Source organism: Actinokineospora globicatena, from assembly GCF_024171945.1.
GTDB lineage: Bacteria > Actinomycetota > Actinomycetes > Mycobacteriales > Pseudonocardiaceae > Actinokineospora > Actinokineospora globicatena.
In genome coordinates, this window is record NZ_JAMTCR010000006.1 from 70,655 (window position 1) to 96,315 (window position 25,661).

At 70.2% G+C, this 25,661-nt stretch carries 2 protein-coding genes (1 of these 2 cut by a window edge); both read left to right on the forward strand.

Features of this window, described 5'->3' with window-relative positions:
• Nucleotides 1-19,107: a non-ribosomal peptide synthetase gene (locus LV79_RS28095; protein ID WP_253841298.1), complete on the forward strand. Its 19,107-nt coding sequence runs from the start codon at nucleotides 1-3 to the stop codon at nucleotides 19,105-19,107.
• Nucleotides 19,104-25,661: the 5' portion of a non-ribosomal peptide synthetase gene (locus tag LV79_RS28100; RefSeq protein ID WP_253841299.1), read on the forward strand. 2,475 nt of this gene lie beyond the right edge of the window; the window shows 6,558 of its 9,033 coding nt (coding positions 1-6,558); it begins with the start codon at nucleotides 19,104-19,106; the stop codon falls past the right edge of the window. Before LV79_RS28095 ends, LV79_RS28100 begins: the two co-directional genes overlap by 4 nt.

Below are 25,661 nucleotides of genomic sequence, written 5' to 3' on the forward strand. Positions count from 1 at the left end.
ATGTCTGTGCCAGTGGTCGCGGTGGGTCTCTCGCCCGCCCAGCAGGCGCTGTGGTTCGCGCAGCGGCTCGACGGCACTGGAGCCGGGTACACCACGGCCGAGGCGGTCGACCTGCGCGGACCCCTGGTGGTGGCGGCGTTCGTGCAGGCGGCCACTGCGGTCGCCGCCGAGGCGGAGGCGCTCGGCACGGTCTTCACCGTCGACGGCGACGAGGTCGCGCAGCTGCCTGGCGCGGTCGAGGTACCGGTCACCCTGGTGGACGTCAGCGGCGAACCCGACCCGGTGGCCGCGGCACGGCGGTGGATGGACGACGACCGCGCGCGGCCGATCGACCTGGTGACCGGTCCGGTCGCGGCGCAGGCGCTGTTCGTGCTCGGGCCCGACCACCACCTCTGGTACCTGCGCGCGCACCACATCGTGCTCGACGGCTACGGGTTCTCGTTGGTCGCGCGGCGGGTCGCCGACGTCTACCGCGCACTGTCCACTGGCGCGGAAGCCGGTCCCTCGCCTTTCGCGCCGGTGTCCGCCTACGTGGCAGAGCAGGACTCTTACTGCGCTTCGGATAAGTTTGCCGCCGACCGTGTGTGGTGGACCGAGCGGGTCGCGGACCTGCCCGAGGTGGTGTCACCGTCGAACTCGACTGCGTCGGTCGTGGGGTTCCGGCGGGTTCGGGGCAGCGTTGACCTCAAGCTGGATCCCTTGCACGGCCCGGCTTTCGTGTCCGCGGCTGTGGTGCTCGTGGTGCACCGCGCGACCGGGGCGGACGAGGTCGTGTTAGGCCTGCCGATGATGGGCAGGCTCGGATCGGTCTCGGCGAGGATCCCGACTACGACGGTCAACGTCTTGCCGCTGCGGGTCGCGGTGGCGCCTAGTACGTCAGTGGGGGACTTGCTCGCCGCGGTACGGGCAGAGCTGCGCGCGGTAAGTCCCCATCAAACCTACCGGGGCGAGGACCTGCGGCGGGAAGCGCACTTGCTCGCAGCCGGGCGGCGGTTGGTCGGACCGTGGGTGAACCTGAAGCCGTACCGCGCGGAGTTGGACTTCGGCGGGGTCGACGCGGCGGTGCAGTACCTGGCTGCTGGTCCCACGGAAGACCTGTCGTTCACGGTCTACAGCGCGCAGGGGTCGCTGGAGATCGAGGTCGACGGTAACCCCGCTCGGTACACTGAGGCAGACCTCTTGGGCTACCTCGACGCGTTCGCGACCGTGCTTCGAGGCCTGGTTGGCGCTGACGCTGAGCTGCCGACCGGTCGACTGGGGCTGCTGGACGAGCCTGTCTCCCTGGTGGGTCCTGCGCCGGTTCGTCCGTCGCTGGGGCTGGCGGAACTCGTTGTCGCGCAGGCAGAGCGGACGCCAGCCCGGATCGCGGTACGGGACGGTTCGCATTCGGTGACGTACCGCGAACTGGTTGACCGGGTCGGTGCAATCGCTGCGACGTTGCGTGAGCGGGGTGCTGCTCCGGAGACGGTGGTGGCGGTAGCCCTGCCTAGGACCGTTGACCTTGTCGCGACCCTCCTCGCGGTGGCGTCGACCGGCGCGGCTTACCTGCCGCTGGACTTGGGTTTCCCGGCCGACCGCATCGAGTACATGCTTGCCGACGCCTCACCGGTGTTGGTGGTTGGCGCCAACGGCTTGCAGCTCACCGAGGTTGGTACTGGGACCGTTAGCCCTGTCTCGGTGCGTTCTGACCAGGCCGCGTACGTGCTCTACACCTCGGGCTCCACCGGTCGCCCCAAGGGCGTGGTGATCCCGTCGGGCGCGTTGGTCAACTTCCTGCTGGACATGGTCGACCGGTTCGCGCTGGGTGCCGACGACGTGTTGGTCGCGGTGACGACGGTTGGGTTCGACATCTCCGGGCTGGAGTTGTTCGTCCCGCTGCTGTCGGGGGCCACGGTCCGGTTGGTGGATGGGGACACGGCGCGCGACCCGGCACTGTTAGCAGCGGTCATCGCCGATGGCGCCACCGTCATGCAGGCGACCCCCTCGCTGTGGCAGGCACTGCTCGCCGCATACCCGAGTGCGGTCCAAGGCCTCCGCGTGCTGGTGGGTGGGGAAGGCCTACCAGCCGACCTTGCCCGCGACCTCGCGTGGTCCCGTGGCGTCACGAACCTCTATGGGCCTACCGAGACCACTATCTGGTCGACCGCGCATGAGCTGAACGGCGACGGCGTCTCTATCGGCCTGCCTATCGCGAACACGACCGTCTATGTGCTGGACGGCGCGCTTAAGCCTGTCCCCGTTGGCGTTCCCGGTGAGCTTTACATCGCCGGAGACGGTCTCGCGCGTGGCTACCACGCTCGTCCCGGCTTGAGCGCCGAGCGCTTTACCGCCGACCCGTTCGGCCCCGCTGGCACGCGCATGTACCGCACCGGTGACGTCGCGCGCCGTGGTCCCGACGGCCTGCTGTCTGTGCTGGGCCGGGTCGACCACCAGGTGAAGGTCCGTGGCTTCCGAATCGAACTCGGGGAGATCGAGACCGTTCTCGCCCGGCACGCCGAGGTCGAGCGCGCCGTAGTGGTCGCGCACGGGTCGGGTCTGGCGGAGCAGCGACTCGTCGCTTACGTCGTACCCGCGGTCCCGGATGACCTGGCTGACTGGGCTCGGTCAGCGCTACCGGACTACATGGTTCCGTCCGCGCTGGTGGGTCTTCCTGAGATTCCGTTGACCCCTAACGGCAAGGTGGACCGCCGTGCGCTGCCTGAGCCGGACCTGGTTGGTGGCGGTCGAGCCCCGCGAAACCCCCGTGAGCGCGCGTTGTGCGATCTCGTCGGTGAGGTGCTCGGCGTTCGCGATGTCGGTATCGACGACGACTTCTTCGCGCTAGGTGGCACTTCGCTGCTCGCGACTCGGTTGAGCGTGCGGGCGCGGGTTGAACTCGGCGTCGAGGTCTCGATCCGTTCGGTGTTCGACGCGCCAACGGTGGCCGGGGTGGTCGAACACCTGACGACGGCTGCCGCTGTGGCTGTTCCAAGAGCGGTGGAACGACCGGAACGCGTGCCACTGTCGTTCGCGCAGCGGCGGTTGTGGTTCGTGCACGAGCTTGACGGACCTGACCCGACCTACCACATCCCGCTGCTGCTGCGGTTCGCCGAGAAGATCGACGTGCGGGCACTGCGCGCGGCGGTCGCCGATGTCGCGGAACGGCACGAGGTGCTGCGCACCGTCGTTGCCACTGACGCCGACGGGATCGCGTACCAGGTGATCGGGCACGCGTGGCCCACCGTCGTCGAAGGCGGTTCGGTGAACGAGGCCGCACGCGCCCCGTTCGACCTACGCGCCGACTCGCCGTTGCGGGTCCACGTGCTCGGTGACGCTGTCTTGCTCGTGTTGCACCACATCGCTGGTGACGAGTGGTCGCTCGGGCCTCTTGTGGCTGACCTGGGCGTGGCGTATAGCGCCAGGTTGGCGGGCTCGGCCCCGTCGTTCACGCCGCTTCCGTTGCAGTACGCGGACTTCACGTTGTGGCAGCGCGGGCTGGCCGAGGACGGCCTGGACTTCTGGGCCACGACATTGCGCGGCGCGCCGGACGAGGTCGGGCTGCGGCCGGACCACGCCCGTCCCGCCCGCTCGTCGCACCGTGGTGGCACCGTGCCGCTGGAGATCCCCGCCGACTTGCACGCGGGCGTGCGCGAGTTGGCGGTGCGATCGGGCACCAGCGTGTTCATGGTCGTGCACGCCGCCCTCGCGGCAGTGCTATCGCGGCTGGGCGCGGGGACCGACATCGTGATCGGTACGCCTACCGCCGGTCGGGTCGATCCCGTGGTGGACCCGCTGGTCGGGTTCTTCGTCAACACGGTGCCGCTGCGCACCGACGTGTCCGGCTCGCCGACCTTCGCGCGGCTGCTCTCGCGCGTCCGCGCCGCCGACCTCGCCGCGTTCGACAACCAGAACACCCCGTTCGAGCGCATGGTGGAGACCCTCGCGCCGCGCCGCTCGGCCGGTCGGCACCCGCTGTTCCAGGTGCTGTTCGCCTACCACCCCGAGCTGCCGACGGGCTTCGCCGAGTCGCTGGAACTCGTGCACACCGACACGGCCAAGTTCGACCTAACCGTCGACCTGTCGGAGCGGTCCGGCGGGCTGCACGGTTTCGTGGAGTACGCGCTCGACCTCTACGAGCCCGCCACCGCCGCGGCGTTCACCGCTCGCCTGGTGGCCTTCCTGCGCGCCGTGGTGGCCGCGCCCGAGGTCTCGGTCGAGTCGGTGGACCTCCTGTCGGCGCCGGAGCGGGCCGCGGTGACGTCGCTGTGGCAGGGCGCGCGCGTGCCGGTCACGGCTGAGTCGATCCCCGTGCTGTTCGCGGCCCAGGTCGCTTCGCGCGCTGACGCCCCTGCCGTGCTCGTCGATGGTGGCATCAGCCTGACTTACTCCGAACTCGACACCCGTGTGTCCGCGCTGGCCGCCGAACTACGCTCCCGCGACATCGGCGAGGACTCCATCGTCGGCGTCCTCTTAGAGCGCTCCGCCGCCCTGATCGTCGCCCTCCTCGCCATCCAACGCGCAGGCGCCGCTTACCTCCCGCTAGACCCGGACTACCCCCACTCGCGCCTGACCTACATGGTCGACGACGCCACTCCCGCGCTCGTCATCGCGAGCCCCGGTGGGCCCCTTGTAGGCACCTCCCACTTCCTCCTCAACCCCGACGGCACTTGTCCACAAGCGCCCAATTCCGGCCCTCTGCTCACCCGTCTGAGCGACACTTCGGCGCCCGATTCACCCACAATCCCTCCACAGTCAACCAATCCATCCACAGCCCAAGCCGACCCCTACCCCGCACCCCCCACCCCCGGTAGACTGGACCAGGGACGCCCCCCGGGAGTGGTGGGGGCCGGGCCGCGCGCGAGGGCAGCGGATGGTGTGCCGTTTGTGGGCGCGGTTGTGGGCGCTGGGCGGGGCGGGGTTGGAGCTTCAGAGTCCGGTGTGGACGGTGGACTCGACGGGGTTGTCGGGGTCGGTGATCGGGCCGCGTATGTGATCTACACGTCCGGGTCTACGGGGCGGCCCAAGGGTGTGGTGGTGCCGCAGTCGGGGATCGTGAACCGGTTGCGGTGGATGCAGGCCGAGTACGGGCTCGTTCCGGGGGAGCGGGTGCTGCAGAAGACGCCCGCCAGCTTCGACGTATCGGTGTGGGAGTTCTTCTGGCCGCTCATCGCCGGGGCGACGCTGGTGTTCGCGAAGCCGGGTGGGCATCGCGATCCGGCGTATCTCGCGGAGGTCGTCGAGCGGCACCAGGTGACCACGGTGCATTTCGTGCCGTCGATGCTGCGCGCGTTCGTGGCGGACCCGGCGGCCCGTGATGTCACTAGCCTTAAGAGGGTCCTGTGCTCCGGCGAGGCGCTGCCGGAAGATCTGCGAGACGAGTTCCGGGCCATCTCCGCCGCCGAGCTGCACAACCTCTATGGCCCGACAGAGGCGTCCGTCGATGTTACGGCTATCCGAGTCGAGGACACCGGGACTGTCTCTATTGGACGACCGGTCTGGAACACCGATACCTACGTCCTGGACCACAACCTGCGTCCGGTCCCCCCTGGCGTCCCGGGTGAGCTGTACCTGGCGGGTGTACAGCTCGCCTGGGGCTACCTCAAGCGCCCCGAACTCACGGCCACCCGGTTCGTCGCCAACCCCTTCGCCGAGGGCAGGCTCTATCGCACGGGTGACCTCGCGCGGTGGAACGACGGCGTCTTGGAGTACCTGGGTCGAGTGGACGACCAGGTCAAGCTCCGCGGGTTCCGCATCGAACTCGGCGAGGTCGAAGCCGCAATGGCGGCCGTCGACGGTGTCACCCACGCGGTAGCGACCGTTCGGCAAGACAGGCTTATCGGCTACGTAGTCCCGGCCGACGCCAGTGCTGGTGTCCGGGATGAGCTGGCCAAGACCCTACCCGCGCACCTAGTGCCCTCTGTTGTGGTTGGCGTTGACGCCATCCCGTTGAGCCCTAGCGGTAAGACTGATCGCAAAGCCCTCCCGGAGCCGCAGGCGCAGGCAGACATCCGCCGCGCCCCCAGCAACTCGGTCGAAGAGTTCCTCTGCGCCGCCTACGCCGACCTGCTCGGTCTCGACGCGGTGGGCGTAGACGACGACTTCTTCGCACTAGGTGGCCACTCGCTGCTGGCGACCCGCCTGGTCAACCGTGTCCGCACTGGTCTCAGCGCCGAACTCTCGGTAAGAGACGTCTTCGAGGCGTCGACGGTCGCAGATCTAGCGGCGCGCACGGACGTCACCACCGCCCCACGGCCCATCCCCGGCGAACTGCAGCGCCCCGAGCTGGCTCCACTTTCGGCCGCGCAGCAACGCCTCTGGTTCGCCCACCGCGTCGAAGGCCCCTCCCCGACCTACAACATCCCCTTCGCCGCGCGTCTTACCGGTGACGTTGACGTCCCCTCTCTCGTTGCCGCGCTGCACGATCTAGCCGCGAGGCACGAAAGCCTCCGCACAGTCCTCACCGACACCCACCAGGTCGTCACCGACCGTCAGCCGGGTCTCGACGTCGTCGCGACCACCGAGGAAGCACTACCGGCGCTCGTCACCGAAGCCGCCGAGCACGCCTTCGACCTCGCCACCGACATCCCGGTCCGCGCGTGGTTGTTCACTACGCCCGCCGCGTCCGTGCTGCTGGTCTTGGTCCACCACATCGCTGCCGACGAGTGGTCCGAGGCGACTCTGTGGGCCGAACTGGGCTCTGCCTACGCCGCCCGCAAGGCAGGCCAAGAGCCCGAGTTCACCCCTCTAGCAGTGCAGTACGCCGACTACGCCGTCTGGCAGCAGGCTCTGCTCGACACTGTCGCCGACACCCAGCTCGCGTACTGGCGGCGGGCCCTGGACGGCCTCCCTGAGGAGATCCCGCTCCCGACGGACCGCCCCCGGCCCGCGTCGGCCGACCACCGGGGCGCCCGCGTGCGCGCGGAGGTCGACGCCGACACCCACCGCGCGCTCACCGACCTCGCCGCTGGTCAGGGCGCGTCGGTGTTCATGGTCGGCCACGCCGCCGTCGCCGCGCTGCTGACCGGCCTGGGCGCGGGCACCGACATCGTGCTCGGCGCCCCCGTCGCGGGCCGCGTGGACGACCGGCTCGACGGGCTCATCGGGTTCCTGGTCAACACCGTCGTCCTGCGCGTCGACACCTCTGGCGACCCCACCTTCACCGACCTGCTCGCCCGCGCCCGCACCGCCGACCTCGCCGCGTACGCGCACCAAGACCTGCCGTTCGACCGGGTCGTCGAGGACCTCGCCCCAGTCCGCTGGCTGGGCAGGAACCCGCTGTTCCAGACCATGCTGGTGCACCGCGCGGCCCCCACCGCCAGCCCCGGCCTGCCCGGTCACGGCGGCGCGGCGGAACCGGTCGAGCTGACCACCGCCAAGTTCGACCTCACCATCACCCTGGCCGAACGCGCCGAGGGCGGCATCGACATCTCCGTCGACTACGCCACCGCCCTGTTCGACCGCGAGACCGCCGCCGACCTGGCCTGGCGCCTCACCACGCTGCTCACCGCGATCGCCGCCGACGCGGGCACCCGCCTGTCCGACGTGGACCTCCGCACGCCCCGGGAACTGGCCTGGCGCCAGTCGACGCCGCTGCCGGACGGTCCGCGCACGCTGCCCGAACTCCTGGCCGCGCAGGTCACCGCCCGCCCCGACGACGTGGCGCTGGTCGCCGACGAGACCCTCACCTTCGGTGAGCTGGGCTCGCGTGCCCGCAGGCTCGCCCGGTACCTCGTCCAGCTCGGGATCGGCGCCGAGGATATCGTGGCCGTCGCCTTGCCGCGCGGGGTCGACCTGATCGTCTCCCTGCTCGGCGTCATCGAGGCGGGCGCGACCTACCTCCCGCTCGACCCCGACTACCCGCGCGCCCGGCTCGACCACGTCCTCTCCGACGCCAGGCCCGCACTGCTGATCACCGACGGCCTCGCCGCGAACCTGCCGACGCTGCGCCCGAACGACCCGGCGATCGCGACCCAGCCGGACACCGCGCTCGGCGTCCTCCCAGACCCGGACGCGGCCGCCTACGTGATCTACACGTCCGGCTCCACCGGTCTACCCAAGGGCGTCACGGTCGCGCACCGCCAGATCACCGCCCTGTTCCAGGCCAACCAGGCCGCCGTGTTCGGCCCGGTGTCCGGCGGCGCGCGCGTGAAGGTCTCGCACGGGTTCTCCTTCGCTTTCGACGCGTCGTGGCAGCAGTTGCTATGGCTGCTCGACGGGCACGAACTGCACCTGCTTACCCGCGACGAGTACGCCGACCCCGCTGCCTACCTCAAGGCCGTCACCGACCGCGCCATCGACTTCGTCGAGGCCACGCCCAGCACCATCGGCATGCTCGTCGAGCGAGGGTTGCTAGACACCGGCGTCAAGGGTCTTGGCATGGGCGGCGAAGCGGTGCCGGAAGCGCTATGGGAGCGGTTGACCGGCATCACCGCGTTCGACTTCTATGGGCCGACCGAGGCAACGGTCATGGTCACGATGGCGCCCATCAGCGGCGACACACCCAACATCGGTGGTCCGGTGTCAGGGTCGACCGCTTACGTACTCGACGAGCGGTTGCGGCCTGTCCCAACCGGTGTCACCGGCGAGCTCTATGTCGGTGGAGCCCAGGTCGCGCGTGGCTACCTGAACCGTCCCGCGCTCACCGCCGAGCGGTTCGTGGCCAACCCCTTCGGTGAAGGCAGGCTCTACCGCACAGGTGACCTCGTCCGCCGTGGGCGCGATGGGTCGCTGAGGTTCGCGGGACGTGCCGACGATCAGGTCAAGATCCGTGGTTTCCGCGTAGAACTCGGCGAGGTCGAAGCGGCCCTGTCAGCTCTACCCGGAGTCCGCGCGTCCGCCGTCGTCCTCCGCGATCGTCGGCTGGTCGGTTACGTAACCCCGGCCACGGTCGACATCGCCGCCGCGCGCGCGGCACTGCAAAACACCTTGCCGGAACAGGCAGTGCCGGGCGCTCTAGTCGCGCTCGACGCGTTGCCGCTGACCATCAACGGCAAGGTTGACCGCGCCGCACTGCCCGAACCGGACTTCACCGCCGTTGTGTCGTCTCGTCAGCCCGAGACGCCCGCCGAGCACGCGCTGGCCGAGGTCTTCGCGACGGTGTTAGGCCTGCCGACCGTCGGTGTCGATGACGACTTCTTCGCCATCGGCGGCGACAGCATCATGTCCATCCAGCTGGTCACCGCCGCGCGCGCCGCCGGAGTCGGCATCGCACCCCGAGACGTGTTCGAACTACGGACGGTCAAGGCTCTCGCCGCACACAGCTCTACCGTCTCGACGGGCCTTGTAGGCTCACCCACCGGCGGATTGCCTCTTACCCCGGTCATGCGTGACCTGATCGAGCGCGGTGGCCCTATCCGCCGCTTCGCCCAGACGACCGTTCTAGTCACCCCCGAGGGCCTTACCGAAGATGTCCTGCGGCTCGCGCTGCAGCGGGTCCTCGCGACCCATAGCGTTCTTGGGGCTCGCCTCACCGAAACCGGCCTCGTCGTCGGCGATGCGCCTGTGGTCGCTGATGTCCTGCGGGTCGGCGCGTGGGAGGTGGCCGAGGCGCTCGACGCGTTGGACCCCTGGGCGGGCGCGATGATCGCGTTCCGCTGGGACGGCACCAGCAGGCTCCTCATCGCCGCGCACCACCTCGTGGTCGACGGAGTTTCGTGGCGTGTGCTGGCCGGTGACCTTGCCTCCGCGTGCGCGGGTGAACTGCCGCAAGAGTCGACCGCGTTCCGGCTCTGGGCGCGGGAACTGATGACCCGCCCCCGCACCGACGGCGACTTCTGGCGCCACCTGCTCGCCGAACCCGTCCAGCCGTGGGGGACCGCGCCGCTGGACCCGGCCCGCGACACCGCGGGGTCGACCCGCACCGAGCGCGTCGAACTTGACGCTGAGACCACGGCGACGCTGCTGACCGCTTTGCCCCGGCGCTTCGGCGTCGGCGCCCGGGAGGCCATCCTGACCGGTCTGGCGGCCGCCGCGGGCGGTCCCGTGCTGGTAGACGTCGAAGGGCACGGCCGCGAGGAGCAGGCCGTTCCTGGGGCTGATCTGACGCGCGCCGTCGGCTGGTTCACCTCGCTGCACCCGCTGCGTCTCGATGGTGGGCTCAAGCAGGTCAAGGAACTCTCGCGCGCGGTGCCGGACAACGGCATCGGCTACGGCCTGGTCGGTAGTCCTACCGCTGAGGTGCTGGTCAACTACCTAGGCAGGTTCACGCTCGACGGCCGCCCGTGGTCGCCTGCCCCTGACGCCAACGCGCTCGGTGGTGGCGTCGACCCGCAGATGCCTGTCAGCCACGCCATCGCGGTTAACGCCGCCATCGAAGACCGTGCAGGTGGCGCTGTCTTGGTGGCCGAGTGGACCTACGCGCCAGGTGCGTGCGCCGGCGTTGACGTCTCCGCGCTCGCGGCCGCGTGGTCTCTAGCGGTCAAGGAACTCGCCGCCGAGGCTCGATCCTCTGACGCCGTCGAGCACACCCCGTCTGACTTCTCGCTGGTGACGCTGCCACAGTCCGATGTGGATTCACTGGTGGCCGCCTACCCGACTCTGACGGACATCTGGCCTCTTAGCCCTCTCCAGACCGGCCTGCTCTACCTCGCCGAGACTGACGACGTCTACACGGTCCAGCTAGTGCTCGACCTCGAAGGTGACATCAACGCCGACCGTCTCCGCCGCGCCGTTGGGGCTCTGCTCGAACGGCACGCCAACCTGCGCACGTCCTTCCTGACAACGGATTCCGGCGTCCCCATCCAGGTAGTCACACCGCTGGCGGATATCCCCTTCGCGACCGCTGACGACCTGGCTGTGTTCCTGCAAGAGGACCGGGCGCGCGGGTTCGACATCACGGCCGGACCACTGGTGCGGTTCACTCTTATCGGCTCGCAGCTCGTGGTGACCAACCACCACCTAGTGCTCGACGGCTGGTCCGGCCCCCTCTTGGTCCGCGACCTCATCGCGCTCTACTCCGGCACGGAACTCCCCGAGCCCGGTGACTACCGCCGCTACCTCGCCTCCCTAGCCCAGCGCGACAGCAAGCCGTGGCAGGCCGCGCTCGACGGGCTCACCGAGCCCACGGTCCTCGCCCCCGACATCGCGGTCTCCGGCCCGCCGAACGAGGTCGCCGTCCCGGTGCGCCGGGACATCACCGCGATCGCCCGCGCCCACCGGGTCACCGCGAACACGGTCATCCAGGTCGCCTGGGGCCTGACCCTGGCCAGGCTGCTCGGCCGCGACGACGTGGTGTTCGGCACGACCGTGTCCGGCCGCTCCGGCGCGGTCGACGGCATCGCCGAGATGGTCGGCCTGTTCATCAACACCGTGCCGGTCCGGGTCCGCCTGGACCCGGCCGAGTCGCCCGGCGCGCTGCTCGCCCGGGTCCAGGACGAGCAGGCCGCGCTCATCGGCCACCACGACGTCGGCCTCGCCGAGATCCAGCGCCAGGCCGGGCTGGGCGAGCTGTTCGACACCCTGATGGTCGTCGAGAGCTACCCGATCGCCGACGAGCCCGCGGCCGCCGAACTCCGGGTCACCGGCGCCGTCGGCCACGACGCCACGCACTACCCGGTGGCCGTGGTGGCGCACCCCGGCCAAGACCTGCGTTTGCGCTACCACGGTCAGATCGGTGAACTCGCCGAGCGGTTCGCGATCGTGCTCGACACCCTTGCGACCGCTGACCAGGTCGGCGAGATCGACGTCCTCACCGACGCCGAGCGCGCCACCATCCTGGAGGCGTTCAACGACACGGCCGAGCCCGAGGTCACCCGCACACTCACGGCCATGGTCGTCGACCGGATGACAGCGACGCCTGACGCCATCGCCGTTGTCGACAACGGCCGCAGGCTCACCTACCGCGAGCTGGACACCCTGACCGCGTCTCTTGCGGCGAAGCTGCAAGACCACGGTGTCGGCCCGGAGAAGACCGTTGGCATTGCCTTGCCGCGTTCGGCCGAGATGGTCGTCGCGCTCGTGGCCGTGCTTCGCGCGGGTGGCGCGTTCGTTCCGGTCGACCCGACCTGGCCTTCTGACCGGCGCGAGCGGGTCCTAGCCGACTCGCGCGCGGTTGCCGCTATCACCGGCCCCGACGCGGTAGCGCTCACTGTGCCGACCGTTCCGGTCGACCTAGACGCCTGGCCGCACCCTCTCGCCGCCCCGAAGCCGGTGGCCGTTGACGGGCTCGGGCTGGCCTACGTGATCTTCACGTCCGGCTCCACCGGCGTCCCCAAGGGCGCCATGATCCGGCACGAGGCCATCTGCGCCCGCCTGCACTGGCAGCTGGGCCTGCTCGGCTTCGGCGCCGACGACGCGACCCTGTTCAAGGCGCCGCTGGCGTTCGACATCTCCATCAACGAGATCTTCCTGCCGCTGGTCGCCGGTGGCCGGGTCGTCGTTGCCGCTGCCGGGGGCGAACGCGACCCGAACTACCTGCTCGACGTGATCGACACCGAGGCGGTCACCTTCGTCTACCTGCCGTCGTCGATGCTCGACGCGTTGCTGACCGTCGCCACTGAGCCCGGGTCGCTCGCGGGGCTGCGGCACGTGTGGTGCGGCGGCGAGGTGCTGACACCGGACCTGTTCGACCGGTTCCGGCGCAGGCTCGACACGACGATGTACCACGGCTATGGCCCCGCCGAGGCCACCATCGGCGTCTCGCACGTCGTCTACCGGGAAGCCGCCGAGCGCATCGCGACCTCGATCGGCAAGCCCAACCCGAACACCCGACTCTATGTCCTCGACCCCCACCTTCGTCCGGTTCCGGTAGGGCAGACAGGTGAGCTTTACGCGGGCGGCTATCTCCTCGGTCGCGGTTACGTCAACGCGCCCAGCCTCACCGCGAACAGGTTCATCGCGGACCCGTTCGGTCCGGCTGGTGAGCGCCTCTATCGCACGGGTGACCTCGCGCGGTGGAACACCGACGGCTCTCTCGACTTCGTCGGGCGTGCCGACAACCAGGTCAAGATCCGCGGTATGCGCCTCGAACTCGAGGAGGTCGAGGCAGCCCTATCCACGCACCCAGCGGTTCGGCGTGCCGTCGTGACCGTGCGGCGATCGTCTCTAGTGGCCTACATCGTTCCTGACGGCGCGGTCACTGTGGCCGAGTTGACCGACTGGTCGCGGTCTGCCCTACCGGAATACATGGTCCCGTCCGCGTTTGTCCTCATGGACGTTCTACCGACGACCGTCAACGGCAAGGTCGACCGGGCAGCTCTACCTGAGCCGGAACGCGTCACCACGACCACCCGCGCCCCTGCGACGGCTGTTGAGGCCGCGCTCGTCAGCCTCTTCGCGGACGTCCTCGGGCTGGACGAGGTCGGTGCTGACGACGACTTCTTCGCGCTCGGCGGCGACAGCATCGTCTCCATGCAGCTCGTCGCGCGCGCTAGGGCTACCGGGATCAAGTTCACAACCCGGCAGGTCTTCGAGACCCGCACCGTCGCCGCTCTGGCCGCTGTCGCTGAGTTCGGCACGACAGCGCAAACGCTGCCGGACAACGCTATCGGCGAGATCCCGCTGACCCCGGTCATGCGCGAACTCCTAGGCCGGAGCGGTCCGATCAACCGCTTCCACCAGTCCAGGCTTCTCCTGTCCCCGGTCACGCTCACGTTCGACCGGCTGGTCTCCGCTGTGAACGCGGTGGTCGAGGTGCACGCTGTACTGCGCACTCGTCTCACAGGTGACGCCCTTGTCGTGGGCGCGGCGACTGCGGTCGTCACACACGTTGATGCTGCCGGGCACTACGGCCCGCAGTGGAGCAAGACCCTGCTGGACGCGACCGAGCGGGCCATCGGCGAGCTGGACCCGGCGGCGGGAGCCATGCTCCGCGTCGTCTGGTTCGACCGTGGCCAAGGTGAGCCGGGCCGCGTCCTGATCGTCGCGCACCACCTCGTCATCGACGGCGTCTCGTGGCGGATCCTCGTGCCCGCTCTCGCCGCCGCCGTCAACGGTGAACGCCGCAGCGCAACAGGCCTGTCTTTCCGAGGTTGGGCTACCGCGCTCGTCCGGCAGGATCGTGATGCGGAACTGTCCGCGTGGCAGGAGATCGTCGCCCCGGCGCACAGCCTCACCACCCGGCCCCTAGACGGTGCCGTCGACACTGTCGGCACCGCACGGAGCCACACCGTCACGATCCCCAACGCGACCACCCTGCTCGGCCCGCTCCCGGCCGCGTTCCACACCGGCCCGACCGAGGTGCTGCTCGCCGCGCTCGCGACCGCCATCGGCCAGCCGATCGTGGTCGACCTGGAGGGCCACGGCCGCTCCGACGAGGTCACCGACACGGTCGGCTGGTTCACCGAGATCCACCCGGTCCGGCTCAGCCCCGGCGACGACCCGGCCGCGACGCTCAAGCTCACCAAGGAGGCCGTCCGCGCCGTCCCCGGTGACGGGCTCGGCCACGGCCTGCTGCGCGACCGGCTCTCCGCCGACCCGCGCGACATCCTGGTCAACTACCTCGGCCGGATCGGCGCGGGCGAGACCGGCGACTGGTCGGCCGCCCCGGAAGCCGCGACGCTCGCCAGCGGCGCCGACGACGCGATGGCCGTCGGTCACCCGATCGCGCTCAACATCCTCGCCGAGGGCGACATGCTCACCGCGCACTTCGCCTGGGTCGGCGCCGTCGCCGACGACACCGTGCGCGACCTGGCCGACCGCTGGGCCGCCGCGCTGGCCGACCTCGCGCGCGTCGACGGCGGCGGGCACTCCCCGTCGGACTGGCCGCTCGCCGGGCTCACCCAGGCCGAGGTCGACGAGATCGACGCCGCCCACGACCCCGCGGACGTCTGGTCGACCACGCCGCTGCAGGAGGGCCTGCTCTTCCTGACCGCGTTCGACGAGTCCGAAGTGGATGTCTACACCACCCAGCAGGTGCTGACGCTGCGCGGCCCGGTGGACGGCAATCGTTTGCGCGCCGCCGCCCAAGCCGTCGTCGACCGGCACGACACGCTGCGGGCCGCGTTCCCGACGCTGTCCACCGGCCGGATCGCCCAGGTCATCACCCGCCGGGTCGACGTGCCGTGGCGCGAGGTCACCGCGGCCACCGCCGCCGACGCCGAGAACGTGATCGGCGCCGAGCGCGCCACCCGGTTCGACCTGGGCACCGCGCCGCTGATCCGCTTCCTGCTGGTGCGGCTGCCCGGCGACGAGGCGAGGTTGGTGCTCACCAACCACCACGCCATCCTCGATGGCTGGTCCACTCCGCTGCTCGCCCGCGAGCTGTTCACGCGCTACGCGGGGCAGGAACCGCCCGCTGTCCGCTCTTACCGCGAACATCTCGCGGACCTGGCCGCACGCGATCACGATGCCGCCAAGGCAGCCTGGCGCGACGCTCTAGCCGGTCTTGACGAGCCGACGCTGATCGCCCCGGATGCACCGCGCACCGGTGTGCTCCCAGGCCAGTTAGATCTAACGCTGCCCGCTGAGACTGTCACTGCGCTCACCACGACAGTGCGGGGCATCGGAGTCACGCTTAACGCCGCCGTGCAAGCCGCGTGGGCGCTGGTGCTGGCCAACCACACCGGCCGCGACGACATCGTCTTCGGCGCCACGGTGTCCGGCCGCGACGGCGATGTCGAGGGCGTGGGCTCGATGGTGGGCCTGTTCATCAACACCGTGCCTGTGCGGGTCCAGCTCGACCCGGCCGAGTCGCTGGCCGCGCTGCTGACCCGGCTGCACGGCGAGCAGGCCGCGTTGCTCGACCACCAGCACCTCGGGCTGGCCGACATCCAGCGTGGCCACGGCGAGCTGTTCGACACGCTGACCGTGTTCGAGAGCTACCCGATCGACTCGGACGCGTTGGAGCGCGCGGAGAACGCGGCCGGGTTCCAGGTCGCCGAGGTCGAGGGCCGCGACTCCACCCACTACCCACTGACGCTGTTGGTGCTACCGGGCGCGCGAACCACGCTCACCTTGCGCTACCGGCCGGATGTCGTCGACGAGGACACCGCGCACGTTCTGCTGGGTCGGGTCGAGCGCGCTCTAGAGACCATCGCTGACCAAGCAGCGGCCTCGGTGAGTGGGGTCTCGCTGCTCACCTTCGAAGAGAGCTACAACGCCCTCACGGCATGGCAGGGCTCCCCGGTCGCGGTCGACGCCACCACGCTGCCCGCCCTCTTCACGGCACGAGCGGCTCAGACCCCTGACGCAACCGCTGTTGTGGTGGACGGCGGGAAGTCCCTCACTTACGCCGAGCTGGATAACCGGGTCGCCACGCTTGCGGGCGTTCTTGTTGCTAGAGGAGTCCAGCCGGGTTCTGTTGTGGGTGTGCGGTTGGAGCGATCGGCCGCGTTGATCGTGGCGCTCCTCGCGGTGCAACGAGCCGGTGGCGCCTACCTGCCGCTAGACCCTGAGTACCCGGCGGACCGGCTCGCGATGATGATCGCTGACGCGGAGCCGACGGTCGTGATCGCCAGTGACCGCGTTGACGGTGAACTCGTCGTCGATGCTGACGGCGTACCGGGGGAGTGGGCGCTACCGCTCGCTAGTGAGGCCGCCGACCAAGACCGTCCTGCCTACGTCATCTACACGTCAGGGTCGACTGGGCGCCCCAAGGGCGTGGTGGTGCCGCACTCCGGCATCGTCAACCGTCTGTTGTGGATGCAGGCCGAGTACGGGCTCACCCCCGGCGAGCGGGTGCTGCAGAAGACCCCGGCGAGCTTCGACGTGTCGGTGTGGGAGTTCTTCTGGCCCCTCATCACCGGCGCCACGCTCGTGTTCGCCAAGCCCGGCGGTCATCGGGACCCGGCCTACCTGGCCGAGGTCATCGAACGGCACCAGGTGACCACGGTGCACTTCGTGCCGTCGATGCTGCGCGCGTTCGTCGCCGACCCGGCGGCCCGCGAGGTCACCACCCTGCGCAGGGTCCTGTGCTCCGGCGAGGCCCTCCCCGCCGACCTGCGCGACGAGTTCAGGCAGGTATCCCAGGCTGAGCTGCACAACCTCTATGGCCCAACCGAGGCGTCGGTCGATGTCACCGCCATCCAGGTAGCCGACACGGGCGCCGTGCCGATCGGACGGCCGGTCTGGAACACGCAGACCTACGTTCTCGACTCGTTCTTGCGGCCGGTAGCACCGGGCAACCCCGGTGAGCTCTACCTCGCAGGTGACCAGCTCGCGTGGGGTTACCTCAACCGACCCGAACTCACCTCCGTCAGGTTCGTCGCGAACCCGTTCGGCACCGGACGGCTCTACCGCACGGGTGACGTCGGCCGCTGGACCGACGGTGTCCTCGAGTACCTCGGTCGCGCTGACGACCAGGTGAAGCTGCGCGGGTTCCGCATCGAACTCGGCGAGATCGAAGCGGCGATGGCCGCGCACGTCACCCACGCCGTCGCCGCTGTCATCGACGACAGGCTCATCGGCTACCACGTCGGCGATGTCGACACCGACGCTCTCCGCGCCGAACTCGGCAAGACGCTGCCTGACCACATGATCCCGTCCGCGTTCGTCAGCCTCGACCACGTGCCGCTGACCCCTAGCGGTAAGACGGACAGGAAGGCCCTACCCAGGCCGGACTTCGCTGCCTTGATCACCGACCGGGAAGCGGAAACCGACATCGAGCGGGTCTTGGTCGAGTTGGTCGCGACCGTGCTCGGCCTCCCCGCTGTGGGCGTTGACGACGACTTCTTCGCGCTGGGCGGCGACAGCATCGTCTCCATCCAGCTCGTCGGACGCGCCCGCGCCGCCGGGATCACCTTCTCCCCGCGCGACGTGTTCGAACGGCGCACTGCCGCCGGGATCGCGCTGGTCGCCACGGTCGAACGCCGCGAGGCCGAAGCCGAGGGCGAGGGCATCGGGCTCGTCCCGTTCACCCCGATCATGCGCGACACCCTCGCCCGTGGCGGACCGCTCGACCGGTTCTCCCAGGCCAGGCTGCTGCGCGCCCCGGCCGACCTGGACCTCGACCGGCTCGTCCGCGCCGTCGACGCCCTCCGCGCCAAGCACCACGTCCTGCGCGCCCAGCTCACCGACGACGGCCTGCTCGTGCCCGACCTGGCGCCCGCCGACATCGTCCGCCGGGTCGACGCCAGCGCCCTCACCGACGCCCAGCTCGCCGAGGTGGCCGCGGGTGTCGCCGACGAGCTGGACCCGGCGGCTGGCGTGGTGCTGCGGGTCGTCTGGTTCGACCGTGGTGGCCGCGAGGGCAGGCTGCTGCTGGTCGCCCACCACTTCGTGGTCGACGGCGTCTCCTGGCGCGTCCTGGAGCCCGATCTGGTCACCGCGTACCGGGGTGCGGACCTCGACCCGGTCGGCACCTCGTTCCGGCGCTGGTCGCTCGGGCTCGCTGAGGCCGATCGCAAGGCCGAGCTCGACCACTGGAGCGGTCTCGCCGACTGCTCCGGCGCGCTCATCGCGACCCGGGAGATCGACGCCAGTGACACGGTCGCGACCGGCCGCGAGCTGCGGTTGACCCTGTCGCCGGAGGAAACGCTGCCGCTGCTGACGACCGTCCCGGAGCTATTCCACGGCACCGTCAACGATGTCCTTTTGGCAGGTTTCGCTATCGCCGCCGCCGCGACCAAGGGCAACGTCCCCCGCGTCGTCGACGTAGAGGGCCACGGCCGCGAAGAGCAGGCCGTGCCCGGCGCGGACCTATCCCGCACCGTGGGCTGGTTCACCACCGTCTACCCCGTGCGACTCGACCTGGCGGGTATCGACGCTACCGACGCGTTCGCCGGGGGAGCGTCCGTGGACGCGGCGGTGAAGAGGGTCAAGGAGCACCTGCGAGCGGTACCGGACAACGGCATCGGTCACGGCCTGCTCGGCGACACCGGTATCGCCCGCCGCGAGGTGCTCGTGAACTACCTGGGCCGTTTCGGTTCCGCTACCGAGACCGGACCGTGGACGGCAGCGCCAGAAGCGGCCGCGCTCGGTGGCGGGGTCGACCCGGCCATGCCCATCACGCATGCCATCCAGGTCAACGCCGTCACCGTCGACACGGCGGACGGGCCGACGCTGACCGCCACGTGGGCGTGGGGCGGCGCTGTCGTCGACGAGGACGCCGTGCGGGACCTGGCGAACGCCTGGTTCGCCGCGCTGCGCGCGATCGCCCGGTCCGGCAGCGGTGGCCACACCCCGTCGGACCTCACCTTCAGTGACCTGTCGCAGGACGAACTCGATGAGTTCGAGTCGGAGTGGAACCAGTGAACACGCGCAAGTCCGGACTGGAAGACGTCCTGCCCCTCTCGCCCCTGCAGCAGGGCCTGCTCTTCCACAGCGAGTACGGCACCGAGGCCGAGGACCCCTACCTGGTCCAGTTCGTGCTCGACCTGGACGGGCCGCTCGACCCTGCCGTGCTCAGGGGCGCCGCACAGGCTCTTATCGACCGGCACACCAACCTGCGCGCGTGCTTCCGTCGCCGTAAGAGCGGCGAGGTGCTGGCTCCGGTCCCGCGCGAGGTAGAGCTGCCGTGGCGTGAGCTGGAGCTGGACGAGTCCGAATGGGACGGTGTGCTCGCCGCCGACCGCGCTGAGCGGTTCGACCTCGCGCAGGCCCCACTGCTGCGGGTTCTCCTGGCCAGGCTCGGTGAAGACCGGCACCGGTTGCTGCTGACCTATCACCACATCCTGCTCGACGGGTGGTCCACGCCGCTGCTGGCGCGGGAGCTGTTCCAGCTCTACACCGCCAAGGGGGACGCGTCGAAGCTACCGACCGTGCGCCCATATAAGGACTACCTGTCGTGGTTGCGCGCGAAGGACGCCGACATCGCCCGCGCCGCCTGGGCCGAGGCGCTCTACGGCGTCGAAGAGCCCACGCTGCTCTCACCCGGCGCCGACCCGTCCGGCTCCGCAGAGCAAACCCCCATCGCGCTACCCGACGGGCTGCTCGACGGACTGACTGCGCTGGCCCGCTCGGCGGGCGTCACCCTCAACACCGTCGTGCAGGCCGCGTGGGCGTTGCTGCTGGCTCGCACCCTGGGCCGTCAAGACGTCGTGTTCGGCGCCACCGTGTCCGGGCGTCCCGCCGACCTCGCGGGCGTCGAGTCGATGATCGGCCTGTTCATCAACACCGTCCCGGTGCGGGTGCGGCTGGACCCGGCGGAGACCGTGGCCGCGCTGCTGGCCCGCGTCCAGGCCGAGCAGGCCAGGGTCATGGACCACCAGTACCTCGGCCTCGCCGACATCCAGCGCACCGCCGGGATCGGCGAGCTGTTCGACACGCTCACCGTGTTCGAGAGCTACTTCGTCGACACCGACGCCCTGGACCGCGCCGAGGCAGCGACCGGGCTGCGGGTGCGCGCGGGGGAGACCCGCGACGCCACGCACTACCCGGCCACGCTAGTCGCCACCGGCGGCGCGCTGCTGCTCAAGTACCGGCCCGGCCTGGTCGACCCCGACGCCCTGTCGGCCCGCCTGGTCCGCGTCCTGACCGCGCTCGTCGCCGACCCCAGCGCGGTGGTGGCGACGGTCGACAGCCTGTCCGACAGCGAGCGCGACAACCTCGCCAGGGTGTGGAACCCCACCGGGCAGCCGGGTGCGGCCGCGACCATCCCGGCCAGGTTCACCGAGCAGGTCACCCGCGCGCCGGACGCGGTGGCGCTGGTCGCGGGCGCCGAACGGCTCACTTACGCCGAGTTGGACGCGCGGTCCGACCGTCTCGCGCGCGTCCTTGTCGAGCGTGGCGCACGACCGGGCGGGATCGTCGCGATCGGGCTGCCTCGCTCGGCTGACCTCGTGGTCGCGGTACTAGCGGTCCTCAAGTCGGGCGCGGCTTACTTGCCGCTTGACCCGGGTTACCCGCGCGCGCGACTCGACCTGATGCTCGCCGACGCTAACCCGACGCTGCTCGTGACAGACCTAACCGACTTCGACGTCCCCACGGTCGCACCGACAGAGGGCACTGACGGACCCCTGGAGCCGGTAGCACTCACTGCCGACCACCCGGCCTACGTCATCTACACCTCGGGCTCCACGGGCACGCCCAAGGGCGTTCTGGTGCCACACCGCAACGTCGACCGGCTTCTTACAGCCACCGACCACTGGTTCGGCTTCGGCCCGGACGACGTGTGGACCCTGTTCCACTCTTACGCGTTCGACTTCTCGGTCTGGGAGCTGTGGGGGCCGTTGCTGCGCGGCGGGACGCTCGTCGTCGTCGACCACGCCACCAGCCGCTCCCCAGAGGCGTTCCTGGACCTCCTGGAGCGCGAGCGCGTCACCGTGCTCAACCAGACCCCGTCCGCGTTCCACCAACTCGACGCCGCTGACGCTGCCCGAGGCGGAGCAGACCTGGCGCTGCGGTACGTCATCTTCGGCGGTGAGGCTCTAGAGCCGCGCAAGCTCGCTGGCTGGTACGAGCGCCACGCGGACGACGCCCCGCGCCTGGTCAACATGTACGGCATCACCGAGACCACCGTGCACGTCACCTACCTCCCGCTGACGCGCGCGGCCGCCACAGAGGGCACCCCCGACATCGGTGTCCCGATCCCCGACCTCCGCGCCTACGTCCTAGACGACGGGTTTGGCCTCGCGGCGCCTGACGTAGTGGGAGAGCTGTACGTCGCCGGTGGCGGTCTCGCTGACGGTTACCTCAACCGGCCAGCGTTGACGTCGACTCGCTTCGTTGCCAACCCCTTCGGACAGGGCCGCCTCTACCGCACCGGCGACCTAGCCCGGTGGCGCGCTGACGGCACCCTGGAGTACTTCGGCCGCGCGGACGGACAGGTCAAACTGCGCGGGTTCCGAATCGAACTCGGGGAGATCGAGTCAATCCTCTCCGCGCACCCCTCGGTCGCGCACGCCGTTGCTGTGGTCCGCGAAGACCGCACTACCCGTCTCGTCGCCTATGTGGTGCCCACGGCTGGTCAGACGCTCGAAGACACCGACCTAAGAGAGTGGGCAGCGCGCGACCTACCGGAACACATGGTGCCCGCGGCGGTCGTAGTGCTCGACCGGATCCCTCTTACGCCGAACGGCAAGGTGGACCGCAAGGCGCTGCCTGCTCCCGACTTCGCGGGTCTCACTACGTCCCGGCAGCCCGAGACCGACGCCGAACGGACCCTCGCCGCTGTGTTCGCCGAGGTCCTCGGCGTTCCGTCGGTCGGGCTCGACGACGACTTCTTCGCCCTGGGCGGCGACAGCATCATCTCCATCCAGCTCGTCAGCCGCGCCCGCGCCGAGGGCCTCAAGTTCTCCCCGCGCGACGTCTTCGAGCGCCGCACCGTCGCCAGGATCGCCGAGGTCGCCGCCGAGCCCGCGCCGGTCGCCACCTCCACCGGGACCGGCTCCGTGCCGCTGACCCCGATCATGCGCGAACTGCTTGGTCGGGGCGGCCCGATCAACCGGGTCTCCCAGGCGCGGCTGCTGGTCGCCCCCGACGGGCTGACGGTGGACCGGCTCACAGCGGCAGTCCAGTCCGTTGTGGACACCCACGACATCCTGCGTGCCCGGCTCGCGGATGACGTGCTCGACGTGCGTCCGATCGGATCGGTTCGAGCGGCCGACATCGTGCGTCAGGTCTCAGGCGCCGACTTCGCGGCGGAGGCCGCCCGCGCCTACGGGGAACTCGACCCGGCGGCGGGCGAGATGCTGCGGATTGTGTGGTTCGCGCCCGACCGGCTGCTGGTCGTCGCGCACCACTTGGTCGTCGACGGTGTGTCCTGGCGGATCATCGTGCCGGACCTCGCTGACGCCGTCGACGGCAAGGCGCTCGCGCCGGTCGGGACCTCGTTCCGCGACTGGGCGACCGCATTGTCCACTCAGGATCGTACGGCTGAACTCGACCACTGGCGTGCGACAGTGGAAGGGGTTGCGGGCCGTGAGGTCGTGCCCGCCCGCGACACCGTGTCCACCGTCCGGTCGGTCCGCGTCGCGGTGCCTCGCGAGACCACATCCCGCCTGCTCGGCGCCGTCCCCGCCGCCTATCACGCCGGCATTGAGGACGTCCTGCTCGCCGCGCTGGCGTTGGCCGTCGCACGGACCCGAGGCGTGTCGTGGCAGGTCGTGGACCGCGAGGGCCACGGGCGCGTGGAGGAAGCCGTCCCAGGCGCGGACCTGCACCGCACCGTCGGCTGGTTCACCTCCCTGCACCCCGTCCGCCTCGACCTCACCGGAGTCGACATCGCCGACGCGTTCGCAGGCGGCCCGGCGGCGGGATCGGCGCTGAAGCTGGTCAAGGAACAGCTGCGCGCCGTGCCGTGGGAGGGCATCGGATTCGGATTGCTGCGGGACTCCCTGCCCGCGGCCACCCCCGAGATCCTGTTCAACTACCTGGGCCGCTTCGGGACCGCGGGAGCCGTCGGGCCGTGGTCGGGCGCGCCGGAGGCCGGGGCGCTCGGCGGCGACGCCAACGCGGACCTGCCCGTCGGGCACGCGCTGGACATCAACGCCGTCACCGCCGATGGCGAGCTGACCGCGACGTTCGCTTGGCCCGCCGCTCTGCTGGACCAGGCCGAGGTCGACGAGTTGGCCGCCGCGTGGGTCAGCGCGCTGGACGCCATCGACCAGCACGCCGCGACCGGCGCGGGTGGCTTCACCCCGTCCGACTTCCCGCTGGTCGACCTCGTCCAGTCCGATGTGGATGCTCTGGCCAGCACGCACCCCGGTTTGGTCGACGTGTGGCGCCCGACGGCGTTGCAGCAAGGCATCGCGTTCCTGTCGCGCTTCGACGACGCCGCCACCGATGTCTACACCGTTCAGTTCGCCTGCGAGCTGAATGGTCCACTTGACACTGTTCGACTGCGGTCCGCCGCCGAAGCGCTGATCGCCCGCCACGACACCTTGCGGGCCGGGCTGGGCAGCACCGCGGGCGGCGATCCCCTCTTGGTCGTGAACGACCGGGTTTCACTTCCGTGGCGCGAGGTCGATCTGGACGGCTGGGACGAACTGGTCGCCGAAGACCGGCGGACCAGGTTCGACGTCACCGCCGCGCCGCTGGTGCGCTTCACCCTGGGGCGTGGCGGTCCTGAGCGGCACCGCCTGCTGTTCTCGTTCCACCACGTCCTGCTGGACGGCTGGTCGACGCCGCTGCTGGTGCGGGAACTGTTCGAGCTGTACGCGGGCAACGCGCTGCCCGCTGTTCGGCCGTACCGCGACTTCCTGACCTGGCTGTCCACTCGGGACGCTGGCGTCGAACCGTGGGCACGCGCACTGGATGGCGTCACCGAGCCCACGCTCGTCGCGCCTGCGGGTGCCGCGAAGTCGGGTGCGTTGCCGCGCAAGGTGGACTTGGTGTTGCCCGAGGGACTGCCGAAGGTCGCGCGGGAGCGTGGGGTCACGGTCAACACCCTCGTTCAGGCGGCGTGGGGCCTCACTCTCGCGCGGGGGCTCGGGCGGGGCGATGTCGTGTTCGGCGCGACCGTGTCCGGTCGCCCGGCGGACCTCCCGGGCGTTGAGTCGATGATCGGCCTGTTCATCAACACGCTGCCGGTGCGGGTGCGGCTCGACCCGGCCGAGTCCGTGGCGTCGCTGCTGACCCGCGTCCAGACCGAGCAGGCCGCCCTGCTCGACCACCAGCACGTCGGGCTCAGCGACATCCAGCGCGCGGTAGGTATCGGCGAGCTGTTCGACACGCTGACCGTGTTCGAGAGCTTCCCGATCGACACCGCCGCGCTGGACCGGGCCGAGACCGCCGCCGGGTTCCAGGTGAGCGGCGTGACCGGCGCGGACGCCACGCACTACCCGATCACCCTCACCGTCGGCGCTGGTTTGTCGGCGTGGCTTGATGTTCGAGACGACCTCGTCACCGCTGAGGTCGTCTCGGCGTGGGCGCAGCGGTTCGTCCGGGCGCTGGAAGCCTTCTCGGCATCGGGAACACGGGTCGGCGACCTGGATCTTATGTCTGATGTGGAGCGTTCTCGGCTGCTGTCCGCCGCGCGCGGGCCGGTGCTGGACGTCACGGACTCGTCGGTGTTGGACGTGCTGGCGCGGCAGGATCCGTCGGCGCGCGCGTTGGTCGGGGCGGATGCTGTCCTGACCTACGGCGAGTTGGCCGACCGGTCGGACCAGATCGCTGGACTTCTTGTCTCCCAGGGTGTTCGGGCGGGTGACGTGGTGGCGTTGGCGCTGCCGTCGTCAGCCGGGCTCGTCGCCGCGATCATCGGCGTGTGGAAGGCGGGGGCGGCCTACCTGGTGCTCGACCCGGAGTACCCGGCCGACCGGCTGGCGTACATGGTCGAGCAGGCGCGGCCCGTGGTGACGCTGACGATCGCCGCTGTCGGGTACCCCGGCGCGCTGGAGATCGACACCGTGTCCGATCACGCCTTCACCGGCGGCCCGGTGTCCGGCGCGGCGTACGTGATCTTCACCTCCGGCTCGACCGGCCGTCCGAAGGGTGTCGTTGTCGAGCACTCCGGTCTGGTGAACCTGTTGGCCTCGCACCGCGCAACGGTGATGCGACCCGGCCCGGCGTTGCAGGCGGCGTCGTTCTCGTTCGACGCGTCGCTCGACCCGCTGCTGTGGATGGTCGCCGGGCACGAACTGCACGTCGTCGCCGATCCCGGTGTCGAGTACGTGCGGTCCAACGGCATCGCCTACGTCGACGCGGCACCGTCGCTGCTGGGGCAGCTCGTGGCCGACGGTCTGCTGACCTCCGGTGTGTCGGTGGTCGGGACCGGCGGTGAGTCCGTCAGCGCGGCGCTGTGGAGCGAGCTGGCCGCCAGTCCCGTTGAGGCATTTAACTTCTACGGTCCAACAGAGTGCACTGTGGACACTGTGGTGGCGCCGGTCGCGGGATCGGATGTCGTCATCGGGCGGCCGGTGGCGAAC

What these genes read in the sequence shown, in the direction of transcription:
- LV79_RS28095 (WP_253841298.1), top strand. Translation starts at nt 1, where the DNA reads ATGTCTGTGCCAGTGGTCGCGGTGGGTCTCTCGCCCGCCCAGCAGGCG.